This is a genomic window from Streptomyces sp. WM4235 (assembly GCF_001279725.1).
GTDB lineage: Bacteria > Actinomycetota > Actinomycetes > Streptomycetales > Streptomycetaceae > Streptomyces.
This window is the reverse complement of sequence record NZ_LGDE01000125.1, coordinates 47285-68143: the sequence shown is the minus strand read 5'-3', so window position 1 is coordinate 68143 and position 20859 is coordinate 47285. Positions and strand designations below refer to the sequence as shown.

Here is a 20859-nt window from a genome sequence, read left to right as displayed (position 1 = left end):
GACGGCGGGGAATCAGACACGTGCGGCCCCCGAGACGTCCCGCGGCAGCAGCCAGTGCCGGACGCGGGCCATGAGGTCGTCGGCGTCCACCGGCTTGGTGACGTAGTCGCTGGCTCCCGACGCGAGGCTCTTCTCCCGGTCACCGGGCATCGCCTTTGCGGTGACCGCGATGATCGGCAGGTCGGCGTACGCCGGCATGCGACGGATCTCGGTGGTCGCCGCGTACCCGTCCATCTCGGGCATCATCACGTCCATCAGGATGAGATGGATCCCGGGATGACCGGTCAGGGCGTCGATGGCGGTACGGCCGTTCTCCGCGTGCACGACCTGGATGCCGTGCAGTTCGAGGATGCCGCTGATCGCGTACAGGTTCCGCGCGTCGTCGTCGACCACCAGGACGGAACGGCCCGCCAGACCGTCGTCGAGGAACGCGGGAACGGCGGCGGGGGAGTCCTGCGAACGGACCAGGGAAGGCACGTCACCGGGTTCCTGGGCGGAGAGGTGCAGCGAGATCCGCTCCCGCAACTCGTCCAGGCTGGACAGCACCTCCAACGGCTGCGCCGACGTGTGCTCGTGCAGCTCCCGCTGCTGCGCCGCGTCGAGACGACGGTTGTCGTGGGCGAGCACGGGCAGGGAGGCCAGCGCCGAGTCCCCGGCCAGCGCCCGCAGGAAGCGCAGCGCCTCCCCGTCCTGGCCGAGTTCGAGGACCACGCAGTGGAACGGCGCGGTGGCGAGCACCTCCGCCGCCTCCTGGGCGCTCACGGCGGTCACCACCTCGACGGGCTCGTCCGCCGCGAACGGCGAGCGGCCCAGCGCGAGATCGTGGGTGGCGCTCTCGGCGACGAGCGTCAGCAGGCCGTTGCTGCGCTCCTCGATCACCAGGAGCCGGCGCGGGCGTCGCTCGGGTCCGGGCCCCGGTGTCCGGCCCCGCTGCTCGCCGACGGTGCTTCCGGTCGGCTCGGTGCGGGGACCCACCAGGGCGCGGTCGGCGAACTCCGTCCGGGCCACCGGCAGGTAGAGGGTGAAGACGGAGCCCGCGCCCGGATCGCTGAGGGCGGTGACGGCGCCCCCGAGGAGCTGGGCGATCTCCCGGGTGATGGAGAGCCCGAGTCCGGTGCCCCCGTACTTGCGGCTGGTCGTGCCGTCGGCCTGCTGGAACGCGGCGAAGATCGATTCGAGTTGGTGCTCCGCGATGCCGATTCCGGTGTCCTTCACGCGGAAGGCGACCATCGGGCCGCCATGGCTCAGCCCGGCCGGCACGTCGGTGGCGGCCACGGGCTCGATCCGCAGCTCCACCCTGCCGTGCTCGGTGAACTTCACCGCGTTGGAGAGCAGGTTGCGCAGGATCTGGCGCAGCCGTGAGTCGTCCGTGAGCAGGTCCACCGGTACCCCGGTGGCGGTCGTGATCTCGAACTCCAGGCTCTTCTGGCTGGTCAACGGCCGGAAGGTGGCGTCGACGTAGTCGAGGAGCCGCCTGAGCGGGACCCGCTCGGGGTTGATGTCCATCTTCCCCGCCTCGACCTTCGACAGGTCGAGGATGTCGTCGATCAGCTGGAGGAGGTCGGAACCGGCCGAGTGGATGATGCCCGCGTACTCGACCTGCTTGGGGGAGAGGTTGCGGCTGGGGTTCTGCGCGAGCAGTTGGGCCAGGATCAGCAGGCTGTTGAGCGGGGTGCGCAGCTCGTGGCTCATGTTGGCCAGGAACTCCGACTTGTACTTCGAGGCCAGGGAGAGCTGCTGGGCGCGGTCCTCCAGCTCCTGACGGGCCTGCTCGATCTCCAGGTTCTTCGTCTCGATGTCGCGGTTCTGGCTGGCGAGCAGAGCAGCCTTCTCCTCCAGTTCGGCATTGGAGCGCTGGAGCTCGTCCTGCTGTACCTGGAGTTCCTCGGAGCGGGCCTGGAGTTCGCCGGTCAGCCGCTGGGACTCGCCGAGGAGCTCGTCGGTGCGCGCGTTGGCCACGATCGTGCTGACGTTGACGCCCACGGTCTCCATCAGACGGCCCAGGAAGTCGCGGTGGACGGCGGTGAACTCCTTGAACGAGGCGAGCTCGATCACGCCGAGCACCTGGTCCTCCACCACGATGGGCAGCACGATCAGGCACGCGGGCGCGGACCGGCCGAGGCCGGAGGAGATCAGGTAACCGGCGGGCACGTCCTCGGCGACGATGATGCGGCGGCTTCGGGCGGCCTGGCCGACCAGCGTCTCGCCCGGGGTGAGGCGGTCGTTCTCGGATTGGCCCGAGGGACGCCCGTACGAGCCGATGAGGGTGAGCCAGGACTGCCCGTCGGTCTCGTCGGCCAGGTAGAAAGCCCCGTAGCTGGCGGCCACCAGCGGGGTCAGTTCGTCCATGACCAGCTCCGCGACGACCGAGAGGTCGCGGTGGCCCTGCATCAGGCCGGAGATACGGGCCAGGTTGGACTTGAGCCAGTCCTGTTCCAGATTGGCGCGGGTCGTCTCGCGCAGCGAGCCGACCATCGAGTTGATGTTGTCCTTGAGTTCGGCCACCTCCCCGGAGGCGTCGACCGTGATCGAGCGGGTCAGGTCTCCCTCGGCGACGGCGCTGGCGACCTCCGCGATGGCGCGCACCTGCCGGGTCAGGTTGCCCGCCAGCTCGTTGACGTTCTCCGTCAGCCGCTTCCAGGTGCCCGACACACCCTCCACCTCGGCCTGGCCGCCGAGCCTGCCCTCGCTGCCGACCTCGCGGGCGACGCGGGTGACCTCGGCCGCGAAGGAGGAGAGCTGGTCCACCATCGTGTTGATGGTGGTCTTGAGTTCGAGGATCTCGCCCCGGGCGTCCACGTCGATCTTCTTCGACAGGTCGCCGTTGGCCACGGCGGTGGTGACGAGGGCGATGTTGCGGACCTGACCGGTGAGGTTGTTGGCCATCGAGTTGACGTTGTCGGTGAGGTCCTTCCAGGTGCCCGCCACGTTGGGGACGCGGGCCTGGCCGCCGAGCCGGCCCTCCGTGCCGACCTCGCGGGCCACGCGGGTGACCTCGTCGGCGAAGGCCGACAGCGTGTCCACCATCGTGTTGATCACTCCGGCGAGCGCCGCCACCTCGCCCTTGGCCTCGACGGTGATCTTCTGCGAGAGGTCGCCGCGGGCGACCGCGGTGGCCACCTGGGCGATGGAGCGGACCTGGCCGGTGAGGTTGGACGCCATGACGTTGACGTTGTCGGTGAGGTCCTTCCAGGTGCCCGAGACGCCCCGGACCGTGGCCTGACCGCCCAGGTTGCCCTCGGTGCCGACCTCGCGGGCGACGCGGGTGACCTCGTCGGCGAAGGCGGAGAGCTGGTCGACCATCGTGTTGATGGTCTCCTTCAGTTCCAGGATCTCGCCGCGCGCGTCGACCCGGATCTTCTGCGTCATGTCACCGCGTGCCACCGCCGTGGTGACCTCGGCGATGGACCTGACCTGCGCGGTGAGGTTGTCGGCCATGAAGTTGACCGAGTCGGTGAGGTCGCGCCAGGTGCCGGAGACGCCCTTGACGTCCGCCTGTCCGCCGAGGCGGCCCTCGGTGCCGACCTCGCGGGCGACGCGGGTGACCTCGTCGGCGAAGGCGGAGAGCTGGTCGACCATCGTGTTGATCGTCGTCTTCAGTTCCAGGATCTCGCCGCGCGCGTCGACCCGGATCTTCTGCGACAGGTCGCCCTTGGCCACGGCGGTCGCGACCTGGGCGATGGAGCGCACCTGGGCCGTCAGGTTGCCGGCCATGAAGTTGACCGAGTCGGTGAGATCGCGCCAGGTGCCGGAGACGCCCTTGACGTCCGCCTGTCCGCCCAGGATCCCCTCGGTGCCCACCTCGCGGGCCATTCTGGTGACCTCGTCGGCGAAGGCGGAGAGCTGGTCGACCATCGTGTTGATGGTGTTCTTGAGTTCCAGGATCTCGCCGCGGGCGTCGACGGCGATCTTCTGGGACAGGTCGCCCTTGGCGACGGCCGTGGTCACCTGGGCGATGTTGCGCACCTGGTCGGTGAGGTTGCCGGCCATGAAGTTGACCGAGTCGGTGAGGTCCCGCCACACGCCCGCGACACCCGGCACCTCGGCCTGCCCGCCGAGCCTGCCCTCGCTGCCGACCTCGCGGGCGACGCGGGTGACCTCGTCGGCGAAGGAGGAGAGCTGGTCCACCATCGTGTTGACGGTGTCCTTGAGCTCCAGGATCTCGCCGCGCGCCGCCACGTCGATCTTCTGGGACAGGTCTCCGCGGGCCACGGCCGTGGCCACCTGGGCGATGTCGCGCACCTGGGTGGTGAGGTTGCCGGCCATCGCGTTGACGGAGTCGGTCAGGTCCGCCCAGGTACCCGACACGCCGGGCACCTCGGCCTGGCCGCCCAGCGTTCCCTCGGTGCCGACCTCGCGCGCGACGCGGGTCACCTCCGAGGTGAAGAGCGAGAGCTGGTCGACCATGCCGTTGAACACGGTCGCGATCTCGCCGAGGAGACCGTCGGCCTCGTCGGGGAGCCGGGTGCCGAAGTCGCCGTCACGGACGGCCGTCAGGCCGGCCAGGAGCTGACGCAGCTCCGGTTCTCCGACCACCCCCGGCGCGGTCCCCTCGACATTCGAGCGCACGCCTGCCTGCCTGGCCATCTGTCCCCCGCTCAGTTCCCGGATTCCCGCGGTGCCGTTGACGGGCGGTGCGGCACTGCATCGTCCGGCCGCCGAAGCCCCGCGGGTCCCGGTCGGTCGGCGAACAAGGTGAAGACTATCCGGCGAGGTCCCCGGTCCCGCTTCGTTCTCCGGAGGCCGGCAGGGAGCCCGCGACCGCGACATCGCGGGGCCCCCGCTCCGACATGCGGACACCGGCCGGACTCGAACCCACCAGATCGAGCCAAGAGTGACCGAAATTAATCGGTGATTGACCGTGTAGCGCCCGAAAGCGGGGGCAAGAGCGGCAACGAAGCCATCCGCACCAGGGAGGGAACGTCGCCATGCCTCGCTCTGTCGCAGTCGTCAGCCCCGTACGTGAGACAGCCGCCGAGGTCGTTCCCCCGAGCGGAATCCCGGCGGGGGAGTCCTTCACGGAACTGCCCCCCGTGGGGAACGCCCGCGAGGTCGCACCCGGCGACGCGCGAGAACTGTCGCGCCTGTTCCTGACCCGGCTGCGGTCCCTGGAGGAGGGGACGCGCGAGTACCAGTACGCGCGCAACACCCTCATCGAGATGAACATCTCCCTCGTCCACTTCGCCGCCCGACGCTTCCGCGGGCGGGCGAGCGGCGGCGGTGTGGAGATGGAGGACATCGTCCAGGTGGGCACGATCGGCCTCATCAAGGCGATCGACCGCTTCGACCCGGAGCGGGAGGTCGAGTTCTCCACCCTCGCCCTCCCCTACATCACCGGCGAGATCAAGCGCTACTTCCGTGACACGACGTGGGCCGTGCACGTCCCCCGCCGGCTCCAGGAACTGCGGACGGAACTCGCGAAGAGCCAGGAAGAGCTGACGGACGTGCTCGGCCGGGCGCCGACGGTCAAGGAGATCGCCGAACACCTGGAACTCGGCGAGGAGGAGGTCATCGAGGGTCTGGTGGCCGCCAACGGCTACACCAGCGGCTCCCTCGACGCCTCAGCCGACTCCGACGACCAGGCGACGAGCGGGCGCAGGACCCGACCGCTGGCCGAGAGCATGGGCGAGGCGGACCCGGCCGTGGAGCTCTTCGAGGAGATGCACACGTTGGCCCCGCTGCTCGGCCGGCTCCAGGAGCGCGACCGGCTGATCCTGCGGATGCGCTTCGGCCAGGAGAAGACCCAGGCCGAGATCGGCGCCGAACTCGGCATCTCCCAGATGCAGGTCTCCCGCCTCCTGTCGCGGATCCTCACCCAGCTGCGGAGCGGCATGCTCGCCGCCTGAACCCGCCTTGCGGGCGGCACCCCCGGACCCTTCCGGCGGTGCCGCCCTTCCGTGTGTCCGGCCGGCCCGGCCGTGTTCGACGGACCCACGTCGAGGAGTCCACGGCGCCGGTAGAATCCTTGCGTCAGTCGATGTCGATTCCGTCCCGCCTACGAGGGAAGCGCGTGCCTTCACCCCACCACCGCCGGCCCTGCTCACCCGGCGCTGCCGGCGAGCACGCGCTCCTCTCCCACGAGGACGACGCGGCGTGGGCCGAGGCCGTGGTGCGCCGCGTGGGCCGGCCGCGAACGTCGGGAACGCCGCTGGGCGCCGCACCCCCGCGCGACCGACCGGGCATACGATTCGCCGGCGGCGGAGACCTCGACGCCCGTGAGGTCATCTCATGACCGCCACGACCTCCCCGACGGCCACCCCCGGAGCCTTCGTCCACCCCGCCCTCTTCTACCGGGGCCCCGAGGAATACACGGCCGGCGTGGGCGACTTCGTCCGCACGGCACTCGCCGCCGACGAGCCGGTCCTCGTCGCCGTGCCGGGCCCGAGCCTGGACGGGCTGCGCCGGTACCTGGGCTCCGACGCCGACCACATCGACGGCGTGGACATGACGGAGCTGGGCCGCAACCCCGGACGCATCCTCGCCGCCCTCCAGGGGTTCGCCGACCGGCACCCGGGGCGCACCGCGCGGATCGTGGGCGAGCCGATCTGGCCGGGCCGTTCCCGGGCCGAGGTCCTGGAGGCCACCCGCCACGAGGCGCTCATCAACACCGCCTTCGCGCACCGGTCCGCGACCATCCTCTGCCCGTACGACACGAGCGCGCTGGCCCCCGAGGTGGTCGCCGACGCCCGGCGCACCCACCCCACCCTGATCGAGTCCGGCCGGGAGTCCGCCAGCCCCGCCTACACCGACGCCGCCGTCGTCTGCGCCGACTGCGACCTCCCGCTGCCCGAACCCCCCGCGGAGGCCGTCCTCGTCGACTACACGGCGGGCCGGCTCGCCGACGTACGCGAACACGCGCAGGCCTGGGCCCGGCGGACCGCGCTCGACGCGGAGCGGCGCGACGACCTGATCCTCGCCATCAGCGAGGCGGCCGCCAACTCGGTCGCCCACGGTGGCGGGAAGGGACGGCTGCGCCTGTGGACCACACCCGGGGGAGACGTGGTCGCGGAGGTCGGCGACGGCGGCCGGCTCCGCGACCCGCTCGCCGGTCGCTCCCGCCCCGCCCTGTCCTCCGGCAACGGGGGGCGCGGCCTGTGGATGATCCACCAGCTGTGCGACCTCGTCGAGGTCAGGGCCCTCGACACCGGACTCGTCCTGCGCCTCCACATGACGATCAACCGACAGTCATGAGCACGACCAAGAGTGACGAACCGGCTGTAGAGTTCAGACGCGAACACGCGCAACGGAAAAGACAGTGCATCGGAAGGCTGACGTGGGAACTCGCGACCTAGGGGACAGTGACGTGCCGCCCCGCGCCGACAACGAGACGGTCGAGCCGCGGCGGGCCGAACTCCGGCACAGCGAGCCGGACGCCGTGGTGTGCGCGCTCTCCGGAGACCTCGACCTCGACAGCCTGGGATCCGTCCAGCCCGTCCTGGACGAGGCGATCGGGTCGGGCCCGTCCCGGCTGGTGATCGACCTCTCGGGGGTCGGCTTCTGCGACTCCTCGGGCCTCAACCTGCTGCTGAGCCTGCGGCTGGACACCGAACGGGAGGGCATCGCGCTGCGACTGGCGGCGCCCACCGACCAGTTGTCGAGACTGCTCCAGCTCACCGGCGCGGACGGCGTCTTCACCATCAGCCGCACCGTGCCGGAAGCCCTCGCCACGGGATGAACCCCGTCACCGCCTCGCACCTGCCGTGACCCCTCCCAGGAGGGGGACCGGCACCCGCATCCGAGGTGTTCAAGAGGACAGGGCGGGTATGCGCGGGGTCTGGGACACCGAAACGGTCGATCCGGACTTTTACCGGGCCAGGACGGCAGGAGTACGACATCAACGACAAGACGAGTGCCCCAGGGGGTGAGACCACAGTGACGCCCATCGGACCGGAGACCGGCGATCCGCTGCGCGCGGACACCAAGGCCGTGACCCAGCGCCGGCGCCTCGCGCTGAGCGGGACCCGCGGCCAGGTCGCCAAGGGACGAGATTTCACCCGGGAAGCCCTGCGTGACTGGGGATGGGACGGTCACGAGACCGCCGAGGACGTCCTGCTCATCGTGTCCGAGCTGCTGACCAATGCCGTCATGCACGCCGGCGGGTGCCAGGAGTTCGTGATCGCGGCCGCGGGCGACGTCCTGCGCATCGAGGTCTTCGACGGGGAGACCGAACTGCCGCGCCCTCGTCCCAGGCAGCAGGGGGCGACACCGGGAGGCCACGGCCTGTACATAGTGCGGCGCCTCTCGGACCGTTGGGACGCCCAGGCCCACGCCCACGGCAAGGTGGTCTGGGCGGAGGTCGACGTGGTGCGCCTGACGACCGGGCTGCCCGCCCCCGCTCCGGCGCCGAGCACGCTGCCGACCGCGTCGGCCCCCGCCGCCGCCCTCCTCGACGGCGTTCCCCTCCAGGCGGACACGCACGGCTGAACCACGATCGCGCACCGGACACGGCGGCCTTGAGGGGTCACGTGTCCCGGTCGCGCGGTGTGTGGCGGGCCCAGGGATGACGCAGTCGGATCCAGATGTCCCTGGCCTGCCGGCCGGCCGCCGTGCGGCTGCGGGCCACCAGCGCGTCCGCCTCGTCGGGCGTCTCGACCATGGGACCGGAGCCGCGCAGCGGCTTTCCCGCCGTCTCGTGGAGGAACAGCGTCGACACGAAACCGATGACGCCCGCCACCATCAGGTAGTACGCCGGGACCATGTCGTTGCCGGTGGCCTCCACGAGTGCCGAGGTGAACAGCGGCGTCGTACCGCCGAACAGTGACACCGAGATGTTGAAGGCGATGGACAGCGCCGCGTAGCGCAGGCGGGTGGGGAACAGCGCCGGCAGCGTGGACGCGGCCGTCCCCGCGAAGCAGACGAGCAGCAATCCGAGGATCGCGCAGCCCACGGCCGGCAACAGGATCCCGCCCTCCCGGATCAGCAGGAACGCCGGAATGGCCAGGGCCACGAGGGCGACGCTGCCCGCGAGGAACACCGGTCTGCGGCCCCAGCGGTCCGAGGTGTGGCCCACGGTCGTGATCGTCAGGACCACGAGCAGCATCGTCCCGAGGACCAGCAATTGGGCCGTGGTGTCGTTCTCGCCCAGGGTGACGGTCATGTACGTGGGCAGGTACGACGTCACCATGTAGTTCGTGACGTTGTAGAGCAGGACCAGCCCCATGCAGATGAGCACCGCGTGCCAGTGACGCGTGAAGATCTCCTTGAGGTTTCCCCTGCCGGTCGCGGGGGCCTCCGCGACCGCCTCCCCTTCGGCCGCCGCGTAGGCCGCCTCCTTCTTGAAGGCCGGGGTCTCCTCCAGCTTCAGACGCATGTACAGGCCGATCAGACCCAGGGGGCCCGCGATGAAGAAGGGGATGCGCCAGCCCCAGTCCTCCAGGCCGTCCGAGCCCATGACGAGGGTGAGGATCGTGACCAGGCCGGAGCCCATGGCGTAGCCGACGAACGTGCCGAAGTCGAGCCAGCTGCCCAGGAATCCCCGGCGTCTGTCCGGCGCGTACTCGGCGATGTAGGTGGTCGCGCCGGCGTACTCGCCGCCCGTGGAGAAGCCCTGGACCAGCCGGCAGACCAGGAGCAGCAGGGGGGCGACGAACCCGACGGACGCGTACGTCGGGAGGAATCCGACGGCGAACGTACTGGCCGCCATCATGATCATCGTCGCCGCGAGCACCTTCTGCCGGCCGATCCGGTCGCCGAGCGGGCCGAACACCAGGCCGCCGAGGGGTCGGACCAGGAAGGCGGCGGCGAAGGTCGCGAACGTCGAGACGACTTGGGCGCCCGGGGAACTCGACGGGAAGAAGACCTTGCCCATGGTTCCGGCCAGGTAGGCGTAGACGCCGAAGTCGAACCACTCCATGGTGTTGCCCAGGGCGGCCGCGGTGACGGCCCGACGTACCTGCGGCTGGTCGGCGACCGATACGTCCTCGCTGGTCAGGGCCTTCTTACGGCGCCGGAGCAGGGTACGGAGCAGCCGATCGGTCGACGCGTGACCGCTGCGTGGGGGCTGCGGGCGGCGGGACGGTCCTGCCATCGTGTCGACCTCTCTGCCCGGGTGCGCCGTGCCGAACCACAGCGGCCTCTGATTCTTCGGGCCGGCGCGACACTCGGCATGTCGGCAGGTCCGACCGTGTGACGGGACGGGCCGCGGCTCGCGCACCACGACGACGGGGCGGCTGTCGGCGCCGGCCGTGTGGTCGGTGCCGACAGCCGCCCCGGGGGGTCGGGCGGTTCAGCCTCGGTGAGGGGGAGTGCCTCCGGCGTCCTGGTACCGGTCCTCGTCGCGCAACACCGGGGTGATCTTCGCGGCGTGCAGCGTCAGCCGCTGGATGCGCGTCTCGTGGTTCGACGCCGTGCCGCTGGAATCGTCGGTCCCGGTCGGGGCAGCGTCCGTGAGCTCCCAGGCGGTGACCACGTCGCGGCCGTTCGCCGTCGTGGCGTCGATCCGGACGGAGCGCTGCCCGTCCGGCTCCCGGCCGAGCGCCCAGGCGAGGGCCTTCGGGGTGTCGGTCAGGACGCAGCCGGTGAGCGTCACGGTCAGCTCCTGCCCCGGCAGGCCGCCGTCCCCCTGGGGACCCAGCCCCTGCGCGTCCTCGCAGGTGAAGCGCTCACCGTCGACGGTGACGCGGTACTCGGTGGTGTGCTGTGTGGAATCGTCCATGGGGCCGCGCCTGCCCGACGCCCCGCCCGGTATGCGGCCGCCGGTCATCCGGCCTCGCCGTGGGCGTGCAGGACGGCCCGTACGTTCTCGATGCTGCCGCAGTCCGCCGCCAGCTGCTTCTCCCGCTCGCGCAGGAACGCGACACCCAGCTCGGCCCGGCGTTCGTCCGGGACGTTCTCCCTGGCACCGTTGAGGATCGTCCGCTCCTCCTCGTCGATGTGGTGCGACACCGCCTTCGACAGGTCCTCGAGGCGCTCGTCCCATTCCTCGGATCCGACGTCGGCGACCTCCAGGAGGGCCAGCAACGCCTCGTTGCCCTCGGTGTGCTCCTCGGCGCCGTGTTCCACTTCCTCGTCGTCCACGTTCTTGAACCGCTTCAGCGCCCCGTACACCTCGGATTCCTCGGCCTCGGCGTGCGCGATCAGCAGTGCGGAGAACTTCTTCAACGCCTCGGCGCGGTCGGCCTCCACGCTCCGCATGCGGCGAAACAGTTCCTCCATGGTGCGGTGGTCCTTCAGAATCACCGCGACTACATCGTGATTCGCCGTCATGGCGTGCTCCTGCCTGTTCTGTCGTGCCCGGCGTGGTTCTCGCGGCCCAGGGCCGCAGGTCAGCGTCGTCGGCCGCCCGTGACAAGGCGGTAGACGAGCAGCAGGATCATCGAGCCGACGACGGCCGCGATCCAGGTCGAGAGGTCGAAGAAGCCGTCGATCGAGTCGACCCCGAACAACACCTTCCCCAGCCAGCCGCCGAGCAGACCACCGGCGATGCCGATCAGGATGGTGACGAAGAAGCCGCCGGGATCCCTGCCGGGCATGAGCGCCTTCGCGATCATTCCCGCAAGCAGTCCGATGATGATCCAGGCGATGATTCCCATGGTGTTGCCTCTCCGGGCTCCGATGAATTTCCTACGTTCGCCGAATGCTCCCTTCGGAGGAATTCAAACCCGGGCGAAATGCCCGGCGAAAGGCGAGGGCCGGGGGCCGGCCCGGGGAGCGTGCTCACCGGGGAAGTGGGCAGACGTCGGACGAGGAACCAGCGAAAGGGCCCGTATGCGCAGTGTCGGCGTAGAGGAAGAACTGCTGCTCGTCGATCCGCGGACCGGTGAACCCGCCGCATCGGCCGGCGCGGTGCTGGCCTCCGCGATCAGGACAGGGGGCCGTGCGGCGGGAGCCGACGGCGAGATCCCGCTGGAGAAGGAACTCCACAAGCAGCAGGTCGAATTCGCCACCAAACCGGTGACGATGATGGGCGAGCTCGCGGAGGAGATCCTCCGGTGGCGCGCCGAGGCCGCCCGGCACGCGGAGGCCGCGGGTGTCGTCGCCGCCGCCCTCGCCACCTGCCCTACACGGGTGGAGCCCTCGCTGAGCCTGGGGGAGCGGTACCAGTGGATCGGCCGGCAGTTCGGCCTGACGGCACAGGAGCAGCTGACCTGCGGCTGCCACGTGCACGTCTCGGTGGACTCCGACGAGGAGGGCGTGGCGGTCCTCGACCGGATCCGCCCCTGGCTGTCCGTCCTGACCGCCCTGAGCGCGAACTCGCCCTTCTGGCAGGGAGAGGACAGCGGCTACGGGAGCTATCGCAGCAGGGTCTGGAACCGGTGGCCCTCCGCGGGACCGGTGAGCGTCTTCGGCTCGGCCGACCGCTACCACGAGCGGGTCCGCGCCATGCTCGCGACCGGAGCCCTCCGCGACGAGGGCATGATCTACTTCGACGCCCGGCTGGCCGCCTCCTACCCCACGGTGGAGATCCGGGTGGCGGACGTCTGCCTGGACGCGGCCACGCCCGTACTGCTGGCGGCACTGACCCGCGGGCTGGTGGACACGGCCTCCCGGGCCTGGCAGGCAGGAGAGCCCCCCTCCCGGGTCGACACCGCCCTGCTCCGGCTGGCCGCGTGGCGGGCCGCCCGATCCGGGCTCGACGGCCCCCTGATCCACCCGGCCACCCTGTCGCAGACCCCTCCCGAGGACGTCGTGTGGGCGTTGTACGAACACGTACGGGACGCCCTGGAGGAGAACGGGGACGCCGAACGCGTCCGGGCCGGCCTGGTCGAACTCCAGGAGCGCGGGACCGGGGCCCGGGTGCAGCGCGCCCTCCTGCGCGACGAGGGGGACCTCGCCGCCGTGGTCACCCGGTGCGCGCGCCTCACCCTCGGCGGTTGACGCGCCGCCGGCCCCGGGGGGTGGCGCGCCGCCGACGCAGCGCCGCGTCGAGGGACAGGGTCGGTGCGCCCGCGAGGACCAAAGGGGTCCAGGCCATCAGATAGGCCAGGTCGTTGCCGTAGTAGTACGGGGTGGCCTGCCAACTGACGGTCAGCCAGAGGGAGAGCGAGATCAGGGCGCCCCCGAGGGCGGCGATCCGGGTCAGCAGGCCGGCCAGGACCCCCACCCCGACGGCCGTCTCGCCGAGGGCCATCGCGAGGCCGAAGCCACCCGGGTCGTTCAGGGCGACCGCCACCAGTGCCGGAATCGCGGCCGACCCCTTCACGCCTTCGAGCTGTTGGCCGATCGAACCGTCGCCGGTGGCGGAGAGGAACGCCGGGTCGAGGAGCTTGTCGACGCCGGCGTACACGAACGTGATGCCGAGGAAGAGGCGCAGGGGCAGCAGCGCGTGCCGCGTGGCGGCGGATCGCGGCCCGGAGGATGTCGTGTTCACACGCAGCACACGTCGCGGTCGGGCCCGTGGTTCGGACCGCCTTCAGGACACGGGTCCTGGCCGGCCCCGGTGAGCGGCGGCCGGCGGCCCAGCCCGCCGAAGCCGCCGAGTGGCGTCCGAAGCCACCTCGCGTTGGTCAGGGTTGCCTGACCACGCCCGCTCGGGCCGTGGTTGCCGGTCGTGCGTGCGCGGGGGAAGGCGGTCGCGACGGGACGGGAGCGGTCGCGGGATCGGGAGAGGGGGCAGGCGCGGAGATCGGCCGGGCGCGGGCGGACGCGCCGCGACGCCGTGCACGCGCGTGACCGTCGGGATCCACCGCGCGACCGCGCCGAGCCGCGCAGCCGGCCGGTCGGTCGACCCGCCGGTCAGTGGGTCGGTCCGTCAAGGAGACGTGTTCCCGCCGACCTGCGCTTCCTCGGCCGTCGGGACCACCAGCCCGATGGACTCGGCCGCCACGGCGATGGCGAAGTCGAAGTACGCGGACTCGTCCCGAACACTGTCGTGGGTCCGGCTGAAGACCTGGAACACCAGGAGCCCGATCAGGTTGCTCCACAGCACGATGCCGCGCTCGATCAGGTCCGAGAACGGGGCCTCGGGCGCGCCCCCGAACAGTGCCACGGCCTCCGGGCGCAGCAGCGGCGGCCCGGGCACCACCCGCCGCGGCGGGGTGAGTTCACCGGCCTCCAACGCGGACCGCACGATGCCGGCCAGTACCGCGGGGGTGCGGGAGGCATGAGGGACGGTCTCCTGCGGAGCGTGGTAGCCCGGCACGGGCGAGCCGTAGATCAGCGTGAACTCCGCGGAGTTGTCGAAGGACCAGCCCCGCAGCGCCCGCGTCACGGCGAGGAGCCGTGCTCCCGCCGTCGCCCCGGCCGACCGGGCGACCTGATCGGCCTCCTCCATCGCCGCGGCGGACTCGTCGTACGCGTCGATGATCAGCGCGGTCAACAGGTCGTCCCGGTGCGGGAAGAAGGCCTCCACGTCGGGGGCGGACAGACCGCCGGCGCGGGCGACGACCTCCGGGGAAAGCCCTCCGGCTCCCAGCTTCACCAGGAGTTCGCGTGCGGTGGCCTTGACGGCCGCCCGCCGGCCGGTGTCCTCGTCGCTGCCTTGGGTTCCGGAAGTATCCATGGCCAAACCGTACCTTTGGGTGACCGTGGCCCGGGGGTGGTTTTCGGTCGGTCCCGCCGCGGTCCCGCCGCCGGTGGTCGCTCGGCCTGGGACCTCCGTGCGGGGCGTAAGGGACGCTCAACAGGCCCACCGCGCGGGGTGCGCCCCGTACACCTCCATCGGGTCGGCCGGGCAGCACCGAGTCCCGGGGCCTGGGCCCCGGGACTCGGTGTGGTCCACTTCGCTGACCGTTCTTCTCAACGACCGTCCGGCTGCGGGGACACCGCCTTCCGAGACCGTGTTCCCGGACACCGGCCGACCGCGGGCCACCCAGGTGCTCCGCAAAACGGCATGTACCCGTCGGTACCGTTCCATTCATCGCACTACGCAGCGTGTTCGTCGTGACGCCGGGTCGCGGGCCGGCCCGTACGCGAGGGTGCGGGGTCACGCCGTCTCACGCGGGGGCGGCGGCCACACAGAACTCGTTGCCCTCCGGGTCCGCCATCACCACATGGTGACCCTCGAACTCCTCCACGACCTTTCCGCCCGCCGCCACCAGACGCCGGGCCTCCGCCCTGATCCGTTCCCACCGCTCGTCCGTACCGCCGTGCCCCGGCACCCGGATGTCCATGTGGAGGCGGTTCTTGGCCCGCTTGGGCTCCGGAACCCTCAGGATGGAGAGGCGGGGGCCGACGCCGTCGGGATCGTGGAGCCATGCCCCGCCGCCCGCGGGGTCGGCCGCGTCCGGGTTGTGCGCGGCCGCGCCGTCCTCCGGGGGATCGAAGTGGGCGGCCCACTCCTCGCGCGTGGCGAAAGGAGCGGGTGGCGGCTCGTCTACGTAACCCAGTGCCGTCTTCCAGAAGGCGGCCAGCGGCCGGGCATCGGCACAGTCAAGCGTCAGATCGATTCGGGTGGCCATGGCCCGACCGTAGCGCTCACCGCGGTTTCGGCCGATGGTGGCCACGCCTCCCGCGCCCCCGCCGGCGTCAGGACAGCTTGCCGCCGTAGTCGGGCAGCTTGACGGTGCGTTCGGCATGGCCGCCGACGAGGTCGCTCGTGTTGTTCCCGATGTTGGCGATGATCGTGTAGCCGCGGGCCTCGATCTCGGCGCGCTTGCCCGTCTTGTACGCGCTCACCTCGTGGAACAGGTCGGGCAGGTCCCGGACGTACAGGCCCGAGACCGGGTAGCCGACGGCCTTCAGGTTGCGTTCGGTGAGGGAGTACACGATCCCCGGGCGCGCGGTCACGAAGAAGACGGCGACCCCACGCTCACTGGCGTACCGGGTGAGCTCACGGACCTTGCCGATCGCGGGGGTGGGGAAGGTCCAGAACCAGTGGAAGTCGGTCTCCAGCGAGCTGTTGTCGATGTCCAGGACGAGCGCGGGCTTCTCCCCGGCGGGCGAGGCGGCGATGCGCTGCTCGATGGCGGGGCGGGCCGCGTCGATGACGTCGGCGACGTCACGCTGCCAGGTGGCGTAGTCGATGCCGAGGATGGCGGCGTTGCCGCCGGGCGCGGAAGCGGCGGGGGCCGAGACCGCGGGCACGGACGCGGGCGCGGATCGTTCGGCCGCGTCCGCGACGGTGGCCGGAAACAGGGTGAGGACGGTGGCCGCGGCGGCCACCGCGGCGGCGGTGGCGGTGCGGGTGGTGCGGGGGCGGGTGCTGCGCATGGGGGACGCTCCTCGTCACACGTTGGCATGTACGCGCCCATGCTTGGGGAGCGTCGTCGGTATGTCTACTGGCCGGTAAGAAACATTTGGTGGCCGACGGATGAATGCCTGGTCGCGAGGACCGGGCCGGACGGAGCGGGTGCGCGCGGCGCGCGGGCCGCAGGGGCGCCGGACGCGCGGCGTGGTTCCCGGCCGGGCGGCGAGGGTGCGCGGGGAAGTGCTGCGGCGACAGTGCCGGAGCGGTTTCCGGCCGGGGCGGCGAGGGCGCGTGCGCGGGCGAACGGCGTCTCCGCGCCCCGACCGACTCGCCCCGCCCTTCGGCGGGCCAAACCCCCTCCGCGGGCCAAACCCCTTCCGCGGCGGCTCCGAATGATGGACGAGGCCGGGCCGGCTTCCCGTCCGTGGGTGACCGACCGAGAGAGCGGACGCGGCGGCCGCCCGGCCCTCGCGACGACCCCTTCGCGTCGATCTGCGCGGCGCGGCCCGACAGCGTGCTCGCGCCCCCTTGCGCGTCACGGCAGTGCCCCGCGCCCCGTGCCCCACGCCCTGTGGCACCGGAGGACGACGCCGCCGGCCGTGGCGAACCGGCCCACCGTGTCCGGCTGTTCGCGTGCCCGATCCCCGGAGGCCCGGGACCCGGATGCCGATGCCGGGGCCGGTGCCGACCGCTCTCGACACGAACGAGTGCGCGTACCCGCTTTGCGCCCGAACGCTCGACCTCACGGCCCGCCAGGGGGCAGACTCGGGACAGCAGTCGATCGAGGGAGCGTCCCATGAGCGCGCAGCCGGTCCACCCGCACGGACCGCGTCGGATCCCGAGGCACGCCGAGGGCATCGCGGCGGCGCTGTCGGGGGAGTGCCGGCGGGAGTTCCACGCCGAACTCCTGGTCGCCGCGCCCGACGAGGCGAAGGGCGTACTGCTGCGTTGGTGGGGCCGGGCGATGCTCGCCGCCGACGCCGACCAGGGCCCGCGGGTCGCGGGCGCGCTGGCCGGGCACACCCCGACGGTGTCGGTCGGGGAGATGATCGAGCGCCGGCGGGCGGCCGGCCTACCCGTGTGACCCGCCCGGTGTTCCGTTCGAGGAGGGTGCTCGCCCGCGACCGGGCCGGCGTACGGCCGGTGGCCGGCGGCACCGGTGTCGGTGCTCCGTCGTAGGGTGCCCGTCAGCCGACCACCTCGTTTCGGAGAACCTGTGCCCTCTCTCGCGCGCCTCCTGACCACCATCGCCCCCGTGTTGTCCCCGGCCGAGGCGGATGCTCCCCACGTGGAGTCCTGGTCCCCGTCGAGCCGGCTTCTGGTCCAACGGGGCGACGCCGAGCTGCTCGTTCAGGAGCTGGAGGCTCCCGTCGGAGACCGCCGGCCCGCGCGGCCCGTCCGCATCCCGGCGCCCTGGCCGCGCGGGATCGGGCAGTACGCGGTGGCGCCGTCGGCGGATGTGGCCGTGTTCTCCGGGGCGCACGCCCTGACCGCCGTGGACCGGACGGGAGCGGTGCGCTGGGAGGTACGGCACCGCTGCTGGGCGGGGTGCGCGTCCCACGACTCGTACGAGGAGTACGCGCACGACCGTGATCACCGGTACGCGAGCAGCGGTTCGGCCGCCTTCTCGGCGGACGGGGCCCTCGTGTGGGCCCACGTACGGGGACCGTTGGAGCAGGACGGACAGGAGAGGGCCGCGGGGATGGAGGAATGGCTGGTTCTCGACGCGGCGGACGGAAGGGTTCTCGCCCGCGCCGCCACGGGGTCGGCGGCGGCCGGGTCGATCCACGTCCCGCCCGCCGACCCGGGGCGGATGGGCCTGTCGATCGGTGAGGGGCAGGACGGCGCCCCCCTGCGATGGGGGCGATGGGACGGTGCGACGCTCTCCATCGAGTCCTTCGCCGACGAGGACCTCGTGCTGTCGGCGGTGAGCCCGTCCGGCACGCGCCTGCTGACCGTCGCGCACGGACAGGAGGCACTCGCCGTGCACCGGCTCGTGGACGGATCCGCGGAACCCGGACCGGAAGCGGAACTGCACGCCGACACGGTGATCCCCCGACATCCGGAAGCGGACCCGGACGACCAGGACGTCGAGGTCTTCTGGGACTACGAGGCCGGCTTCCTCGACGAGGACACCGTCATCGCCGCGACGGTCGAGAGCGACGAGGAGTCCGGTGCGGGCCGGCACTGGATCGTCGACCTGGCCCGGGAGGGGGCGGTCGATCCGCTCCTCCATCCGTACCCCGTCACCGGAACGGTTCGCGCCCTCGGCGACGGCACCTGGTACACCGTCTCCCCGGCGGACCACGTCATGCGGATCTGGGGCTTGAGCTGACATTGGACCCGAGGCGGGTACCCGGTCGCAGGTCCCTCCCACCGCCGTCGGCGAGGGCGGCCGCGCCCGGTGCCCGAGACACCACGAGGTCCCGGATGCGGGGGCTCCGGGACCTCGTGGGGTTCATTTCGCCGAGCGTCGGGTTCAACGACCGATCGGCGAGCCGGTCACCGGCGTGGACGGGAAGTCGCCGGGGCGAAGGTGGTGTCCGCCCCCGGCCGGTCACGGCGCCGCGGCCTCCCCGGCCGGCCCCGTCCGGGCGGCGAGGCCCGAGGCCTCGTCCGTGGGTGCGGCGTCGGCCTGCCGGGGGAGCCACCGGGTGCTCCAGTCGTCCTCGCCCACCAGATCGGCGGGGGAGGACACCAGCGCCGCCTCGACGCGGCCCCAGGTGCCGTCACCGACCCAGATCCGGTACCGCTCGGCCATGCTGTGCCAGGGCCCGTACCGAGCGGGTAGATCCCGCCAGGCGGCACCCGTCGACAATTTCCACACGATGGCCTCGACGGCCGTGCGCTCCACACGGGCCGCGGGCCTGCCGAGCCGCGTCTCGATCGCGGTCCAGGCCTCGTCACTCAACTGAAATCGGCGCTCCACGGGAGCATCAACGACTGGCCGCACCCCACCGGCACGCCCGGAGAGCCACCGGTTCCCGCTCGCCGCATTTCAGGGGGGTTTCCGGGCAATGAACACCATTCGGTATGGAAAGCGGATTAGCGGGCAGGAGCCGGGTTGAAGGCTGCCCCGTGCGCCCCTCCGGCGCACGAATCCGCCGGGAGTCACCATGCTGATCATCCTCGGGCTGGTCGTTCTGATCGCCGCGGTCGTCGTCGCGGTCGCCGGTGTCCTCGGCAACGCCGGGGTCGGCCACGGGATCGGACAGGGATTCGACGTCTTCGGCTACCACGTCACCGGTTCGACCGGGACGCTGTTCCTGTACGGCATCGTGGTCGGCGCGGTCGTGCTGTTCGGTCTCCTCCTTTTGCTGGCGGGTGCCCGCCGTGCCTTCAGGCAGGGGCGGACCGCGCGTGCCGAACTCGGCGAATCACGTCGACAAGAGGCGGCCGCCAAAGCGGAACGCGATCAGCTGATCAGTGCCCGCGAGGAAGCGGCCGCGGACACCGGGGCCGTACCGGCCCGGGACCCCGCGACCGGGGTCGCGCCCACCCGGTCCCCGGCCGATCCGGCCCCCACCCCAGCCTCCACCAACCAAGCCCCGCCCACCGACGAGTCCCGCCCCGCGGGAGGAGTCCCTCGAAGGCGGCACCTGTTCGGACACTGATCCGTCCCCCACCCCGGAGCCGTGTGGCCGCCGGGTCCACAGTGAAGAATCATTACGCGAAAATCGGAGGGCACCGTGATCATCCTCGGAGTAATCCTGCTCATCGTCGCGATCGTGGCCCACATCAGCATCCTGTACACCATCGGGATCATCCTCATCGTCGTAGGCCTGATCCTGTGGATTCTGGGCGCCATGGGGCACGCGCTGGGCGGACGCAAGCATTACTACTAGGCGGCGCCGGTAGGCGGTGTCCTTCACGGCCGTCCCACACCGGCCCGGTACGTGGCAACCACACGCACCGGGCCGGTCGTTCGTTCCACGCGCGGATGAGAGCCCACACACGGAGACGAGGGGTGGACACCGATCACGGTGTCCACCCCCACCCGCCTGTGCGGCCGTTCCGGCGGCCCCCGCGGGCGGGCGCCGCGCCCGCGGGCGGGCGCCGCACGCGGGATCCGACCGGGTGTGAGACGCGTTCGCCCGGGCATGCGTTCGATGATTTCGGGAGGTCGGCTCCCCACCGCGCCCCGCGGACCCACGCCCGCGCGGCCGGAAGGCCGCCAGAAGGGACATCATCATGGCGGACCACGCACAGGCCGCGTCCGACGACGGGGGCAAGACCCCCGTGGCCGGCCAGGGACATGCGCACGACGGTAGAGGTGAGAGCCCGGAGGAACGCGCCGACCGCCAATGGCAGGAGCTCGTACAAGAGATACGCGTGGCTCAGACCGGAGTGCAGATCCTCTTCGGCTTCCTCCTGACCGTGGTCTTCACCCCGCTCTTCCACGGGCTCCCGTCGACCGACAAGACGATCTACATCATCACCGTCGTCCTGGGATCGCTCGCCACCGGTGCCCTGATCGCCCCGGTCGCCTTCCACCGCATCGTCTCGGGCCGCCGCATCAAGCCACAGGCCGTGGCCTGGGCCTCCCGGCTCACCTTCGTGGGACTCGTCCTGTTGCTGGCCACCCTCGTGACCGCCCTGCTGCTCGTCCTGCGGGTCGCCACCCACAACATGCTCGCGCCCTGGATCGTGGCCGGCGTGTTCCTCTGGTTCCTCGTCTGCTGGTTCCTCCTGCCCCTGTGGGCCCGCTTCCGCTACACCTCCGAGGACTGAGAACCGGCCAGGCATGAGGGGGCGTTCCGAGGGCAGGCGGATGAATCCACCGCCCGCGTTCC

Annotated in this window: 20 protein-coding genes; 10 read left to right on the top strand and 10 right to left on the bottom strand. The window is 71.6% G+C overall.

Annotation, left to right across the window (positions count from 1 at the left end; all coding sequences use genetic code 11):
* Window positions 1-12 precede the first annotated feature (12 nt).
* A complete protein-coding gene (locus ADK55_RS12640) occupies window positions 13-4569 on the bottom strand; it encodes a HAMP domain-containing protein (RefSeq protein WP_199826502.1) in 4557 nt (1518 codons plus the stop codon).
* A 359-nt stretch (window positions 4570-4928) separates the two neighbouring features.
* Between ADK55_RS12640 and ADK55_RS12635 the strand changes: the two genes are divergently transcribed.
* From ADK55_RS12635 to ADK55_RS12620, 4 genes are all read left to right on the top strand, one after another.
* Window positions 4929-5846: a SigB/SigF/SigG family RNA polymerase sigma factor gene (locus ADK55_RS12635; RefSeq protein WP_078998848.1), complete on the top strand. Its 918-nt coding sequence runs from the start codon at window positions 4929-4931 to the stop codon at window positions 5844-5846.
* A 382-nt stretch (window positions 5847-6228) separates the two neighbouring features.
* Complete coding sequence (locus ADK55_RS12630) at window positions 6229-7191, top strand: sensor histidine kinase (RefSeq protein WP_053678086.1); 963 nt, start codon at window positions 6229-6231, stop codon at window positions 7189-7191.
* A 112-nt stretch (window positions 7192-7303) separates the two neighbouring features.
* Window positions 7304-7675 carry an STAS domain-containing protein gene (locus ADK55_RS12625; RefSeq protein WP_053678084.1) on the top strand — a complete coding sequence of 124 codons (372 nt, stop codon included), beginning with the start codon at window positions 7304-7306 and terminating at the stop codon, window positions 7673-7675.
* Window positions 7676-7872: 197 nt separating this feature from the next.
* Entirely contained in the window at window positions 7873-8424 is a 552-nt protein-coding gene (locus ADK55_RS12620; RefSeq protein ID WP_063839517.1) for an ATP-binding protein, read from the top strand.
* Between the two features lie 37 nt (window positions 8425-8461).
* Here the strand turns inward: ADK55_RS12620 and proP are convergent, their stop codons facing one another.
* From proP to ADK55_RS12600, 4 genes are all read right to left on the bottom strand, one after another.
* Window positions 8462-9967 (bottom strand): glycine betaine/L-proline transporter ProP, encoded by a 1506-nt coding sequence (proP, locus tag ADK55_RS12615; RefSeq protein ID WP_199826504.1) that lies wholly within the window; start codon window positions 9965-9967, stop codon window positions 8462-8464.
* 258 nt (window positions 9968-10225) lie between these two features.
* Complete coding sequence (locus tag ADK55_RS12610) at window positions 10226-10654, bottom strand: hypothetical protein (RefSeq protein WP_159041371.1); 429 nt, start codon at window positions 10652-10654, stop codon at window positions 10226-10228.
* Between the two features lie 44 nt (window positions 10655-10698).
* Window positions 10699-11205, bottom strand: a complete 507-nt coding sequence (locus ADK55_RS12605) for a hemerythrin domain-containing protein (RefSeq protein WP_053678078.1) — start codon at window positions 11203-11205, stop codon at window positions 10699-10701.
* Between the two features lie 59 nt (window positions 11206-11264).
* On the bottom strand, window positions 11265-11531 hold the full coding sequence (locus tag ADK55_RS12600) for a GlsB/YeaQ/YmgE family stress response membrane protein (RefSeq protein ID WP_053678076.1): 267 nt from the start codon (window positions 11529-11531) through the stop codon (window positions 11265-11267).
* Window positions 11532-11706: 175 nt separating this feature from the next.
* On the opposite strand from ADK55_RS12600, the gene ADK55_RS12595 reads away from it, so the two are divergent.
* Window positions 11707-12816 carry a glutamate--cysteine ligase gene (locus ADK55_RS12595; protein WP_053678074.1) on the top strand — a complete coding sequence of 370 codons (1110 nt, stop codon included), beginning with the start codon at window positions 11707-11709 and terminating at the stop codon, window positions 12814-12816.
* Here the strand turns inward: ADK55_RS12595 and ADK55_RS12590 are convergent.
* The 4 genes from ADK55_RS12590 to ADK55_RS12575 all read right to left on the bottom strand — a co-directional run bounded on the left by ADK55_RS12590 (window position 12800) and on the right by ADK55_RS12575 (window position 16089).
* Entirely contained in the window at window positions 12800-13309 is a 510-nt protein-coding gene (locus ADK55_RS12590) for a DoxX family protein (protein WP_078998852.1), read from the bottom strand. The two genes, ADK55_RS12595 and ADK55_RS12590, sit on opposite strands and share 17 nt — an antisense overlap.
* A 381-nt stretch (window positions 13310-13690) precedes the next feature.
* Window positions 13691-14440 carry a TetR/AcrR family transcriptional regulator gene (locus ADK55_RS12585; protein ID WP_053678069.1) on the bottom strand — a complete coding sequence of 250 codons (750 nt, stop codon included), beginning with the start codon at window positions 14438-14440 and terminating at the stop codon, window positions 13691-13693.
* A gap of 433 nt (window positions 14441-14873) precedes the next feature.
* Complete coding sequence (locus ADK55_RS12580; RefSeq protein ID WP_053678139.1) at window positions 14874-15338, bottom strand: VOC family protein; 465 nt, start codon at window positions 15336-15338, stop codon at window positions 14874-14876.
* 67 nt (window positions 15339-15405) lie between these two features.
* The gene (locus ADK55_RS12575; RefSeq protein WP_053678067.1) at window positions 15406-16089 is read right to left on the bottom strand and encodes an HAD family acid phosphatase; all 684 of its coding nucleotides are present in this window, start codon (window positions 16087-16089) and stop codon (window positions 15406-15408) included.
* A 773-nt stretch (window positions 16090-16862) separates the two neighbouring features.
* On the opposite strand from ADK55_RS12575, the gene ADK55_RS37615 reads away from it, so the two are divergent.
* Both ADK55_RS37615 and ADK55_RS12565 read left to right on the top strand, forming a co-directional pair.
* Window positions 16863-17150, top strand: a complete 288-nt coding sequence (locus ADK55_RS37615; protein ID WP_053678065.1) for a hypothetical protein — start codon at window positions 16863-16865, stop codon at window positions 17148-17150.
* 132 nt (window positions 17151-17282) lie between these two features.
* On the top strand, window positions 17283-18401 hold the full coding sequence (locus tag ADK55_RS12565; RefSeq protein WP_053678063.1) for a hypothetical protein: 1119 nt from the start codon (window positions 17283-17285) through the stop codon (window positions 18399-18401).
* A 222-nt stretch (window positions 18402-18623) separates the two neighbouring features.
* Here ADK55_RS12565 and ADK55_RS40950 read toward each other — a convergent pair whose 3' ends face one another.
* Complete coding sequence (locus ADK55_RS40950) at window positions 18624-18995, bottom strand: transposase (RefSeq protein WP_159041370.1); 372 nt, start codon at window positions 18993-18995, stop codon at window positions 18624-18626.
* Between the two features lie 187 nt (window positions 18996-19182).
* On the opposite strand from ADK55_RS40950, the gene ADK55_RS35535 reads away from it, so the two are divergent.
* The 3 genes from ADK55_RS35535 (at window position 19183) to ADK55_RS12550 (ending at window position 20797) form a co-directional block, all read left to right on the top strand.
* A complete protein-coding gene (locus ADK55_RS35535) occupies window positions 19183-19680 on the top strand; it encodes a hypothetical protein (RefSeq protein ID WP_063839516.1) in 498 nt (165 codons plus the stop codon).
* 75 nt (window positions 19681-19755) lie between these two features.
* A complete protein-coding gene (locus ADK55_RS39175; RefSeq protein WP_199826501.1) occupies window positions 19756-19911 on the top strand; it encodes a DUF6131 family protein in 156 nt (51 codons plus the stop codon).
* 346 nt (window positions 19912-20257) lie between these two features.
* Window positions 20258-20797 carry a DUF6328 family protein gene (locus tag ADK55_RS12550; RefSeq protein WP_053678059.1) on the top strand — a complete coding sequence of 180 codons (540 nt, stop codon included), beginning with the start codon at window positions 20258-20260 and terminating at the stop codon, window positions 20795-20797.
* Window positions 20798-20859: the final 62 nt, after the last annotated feature.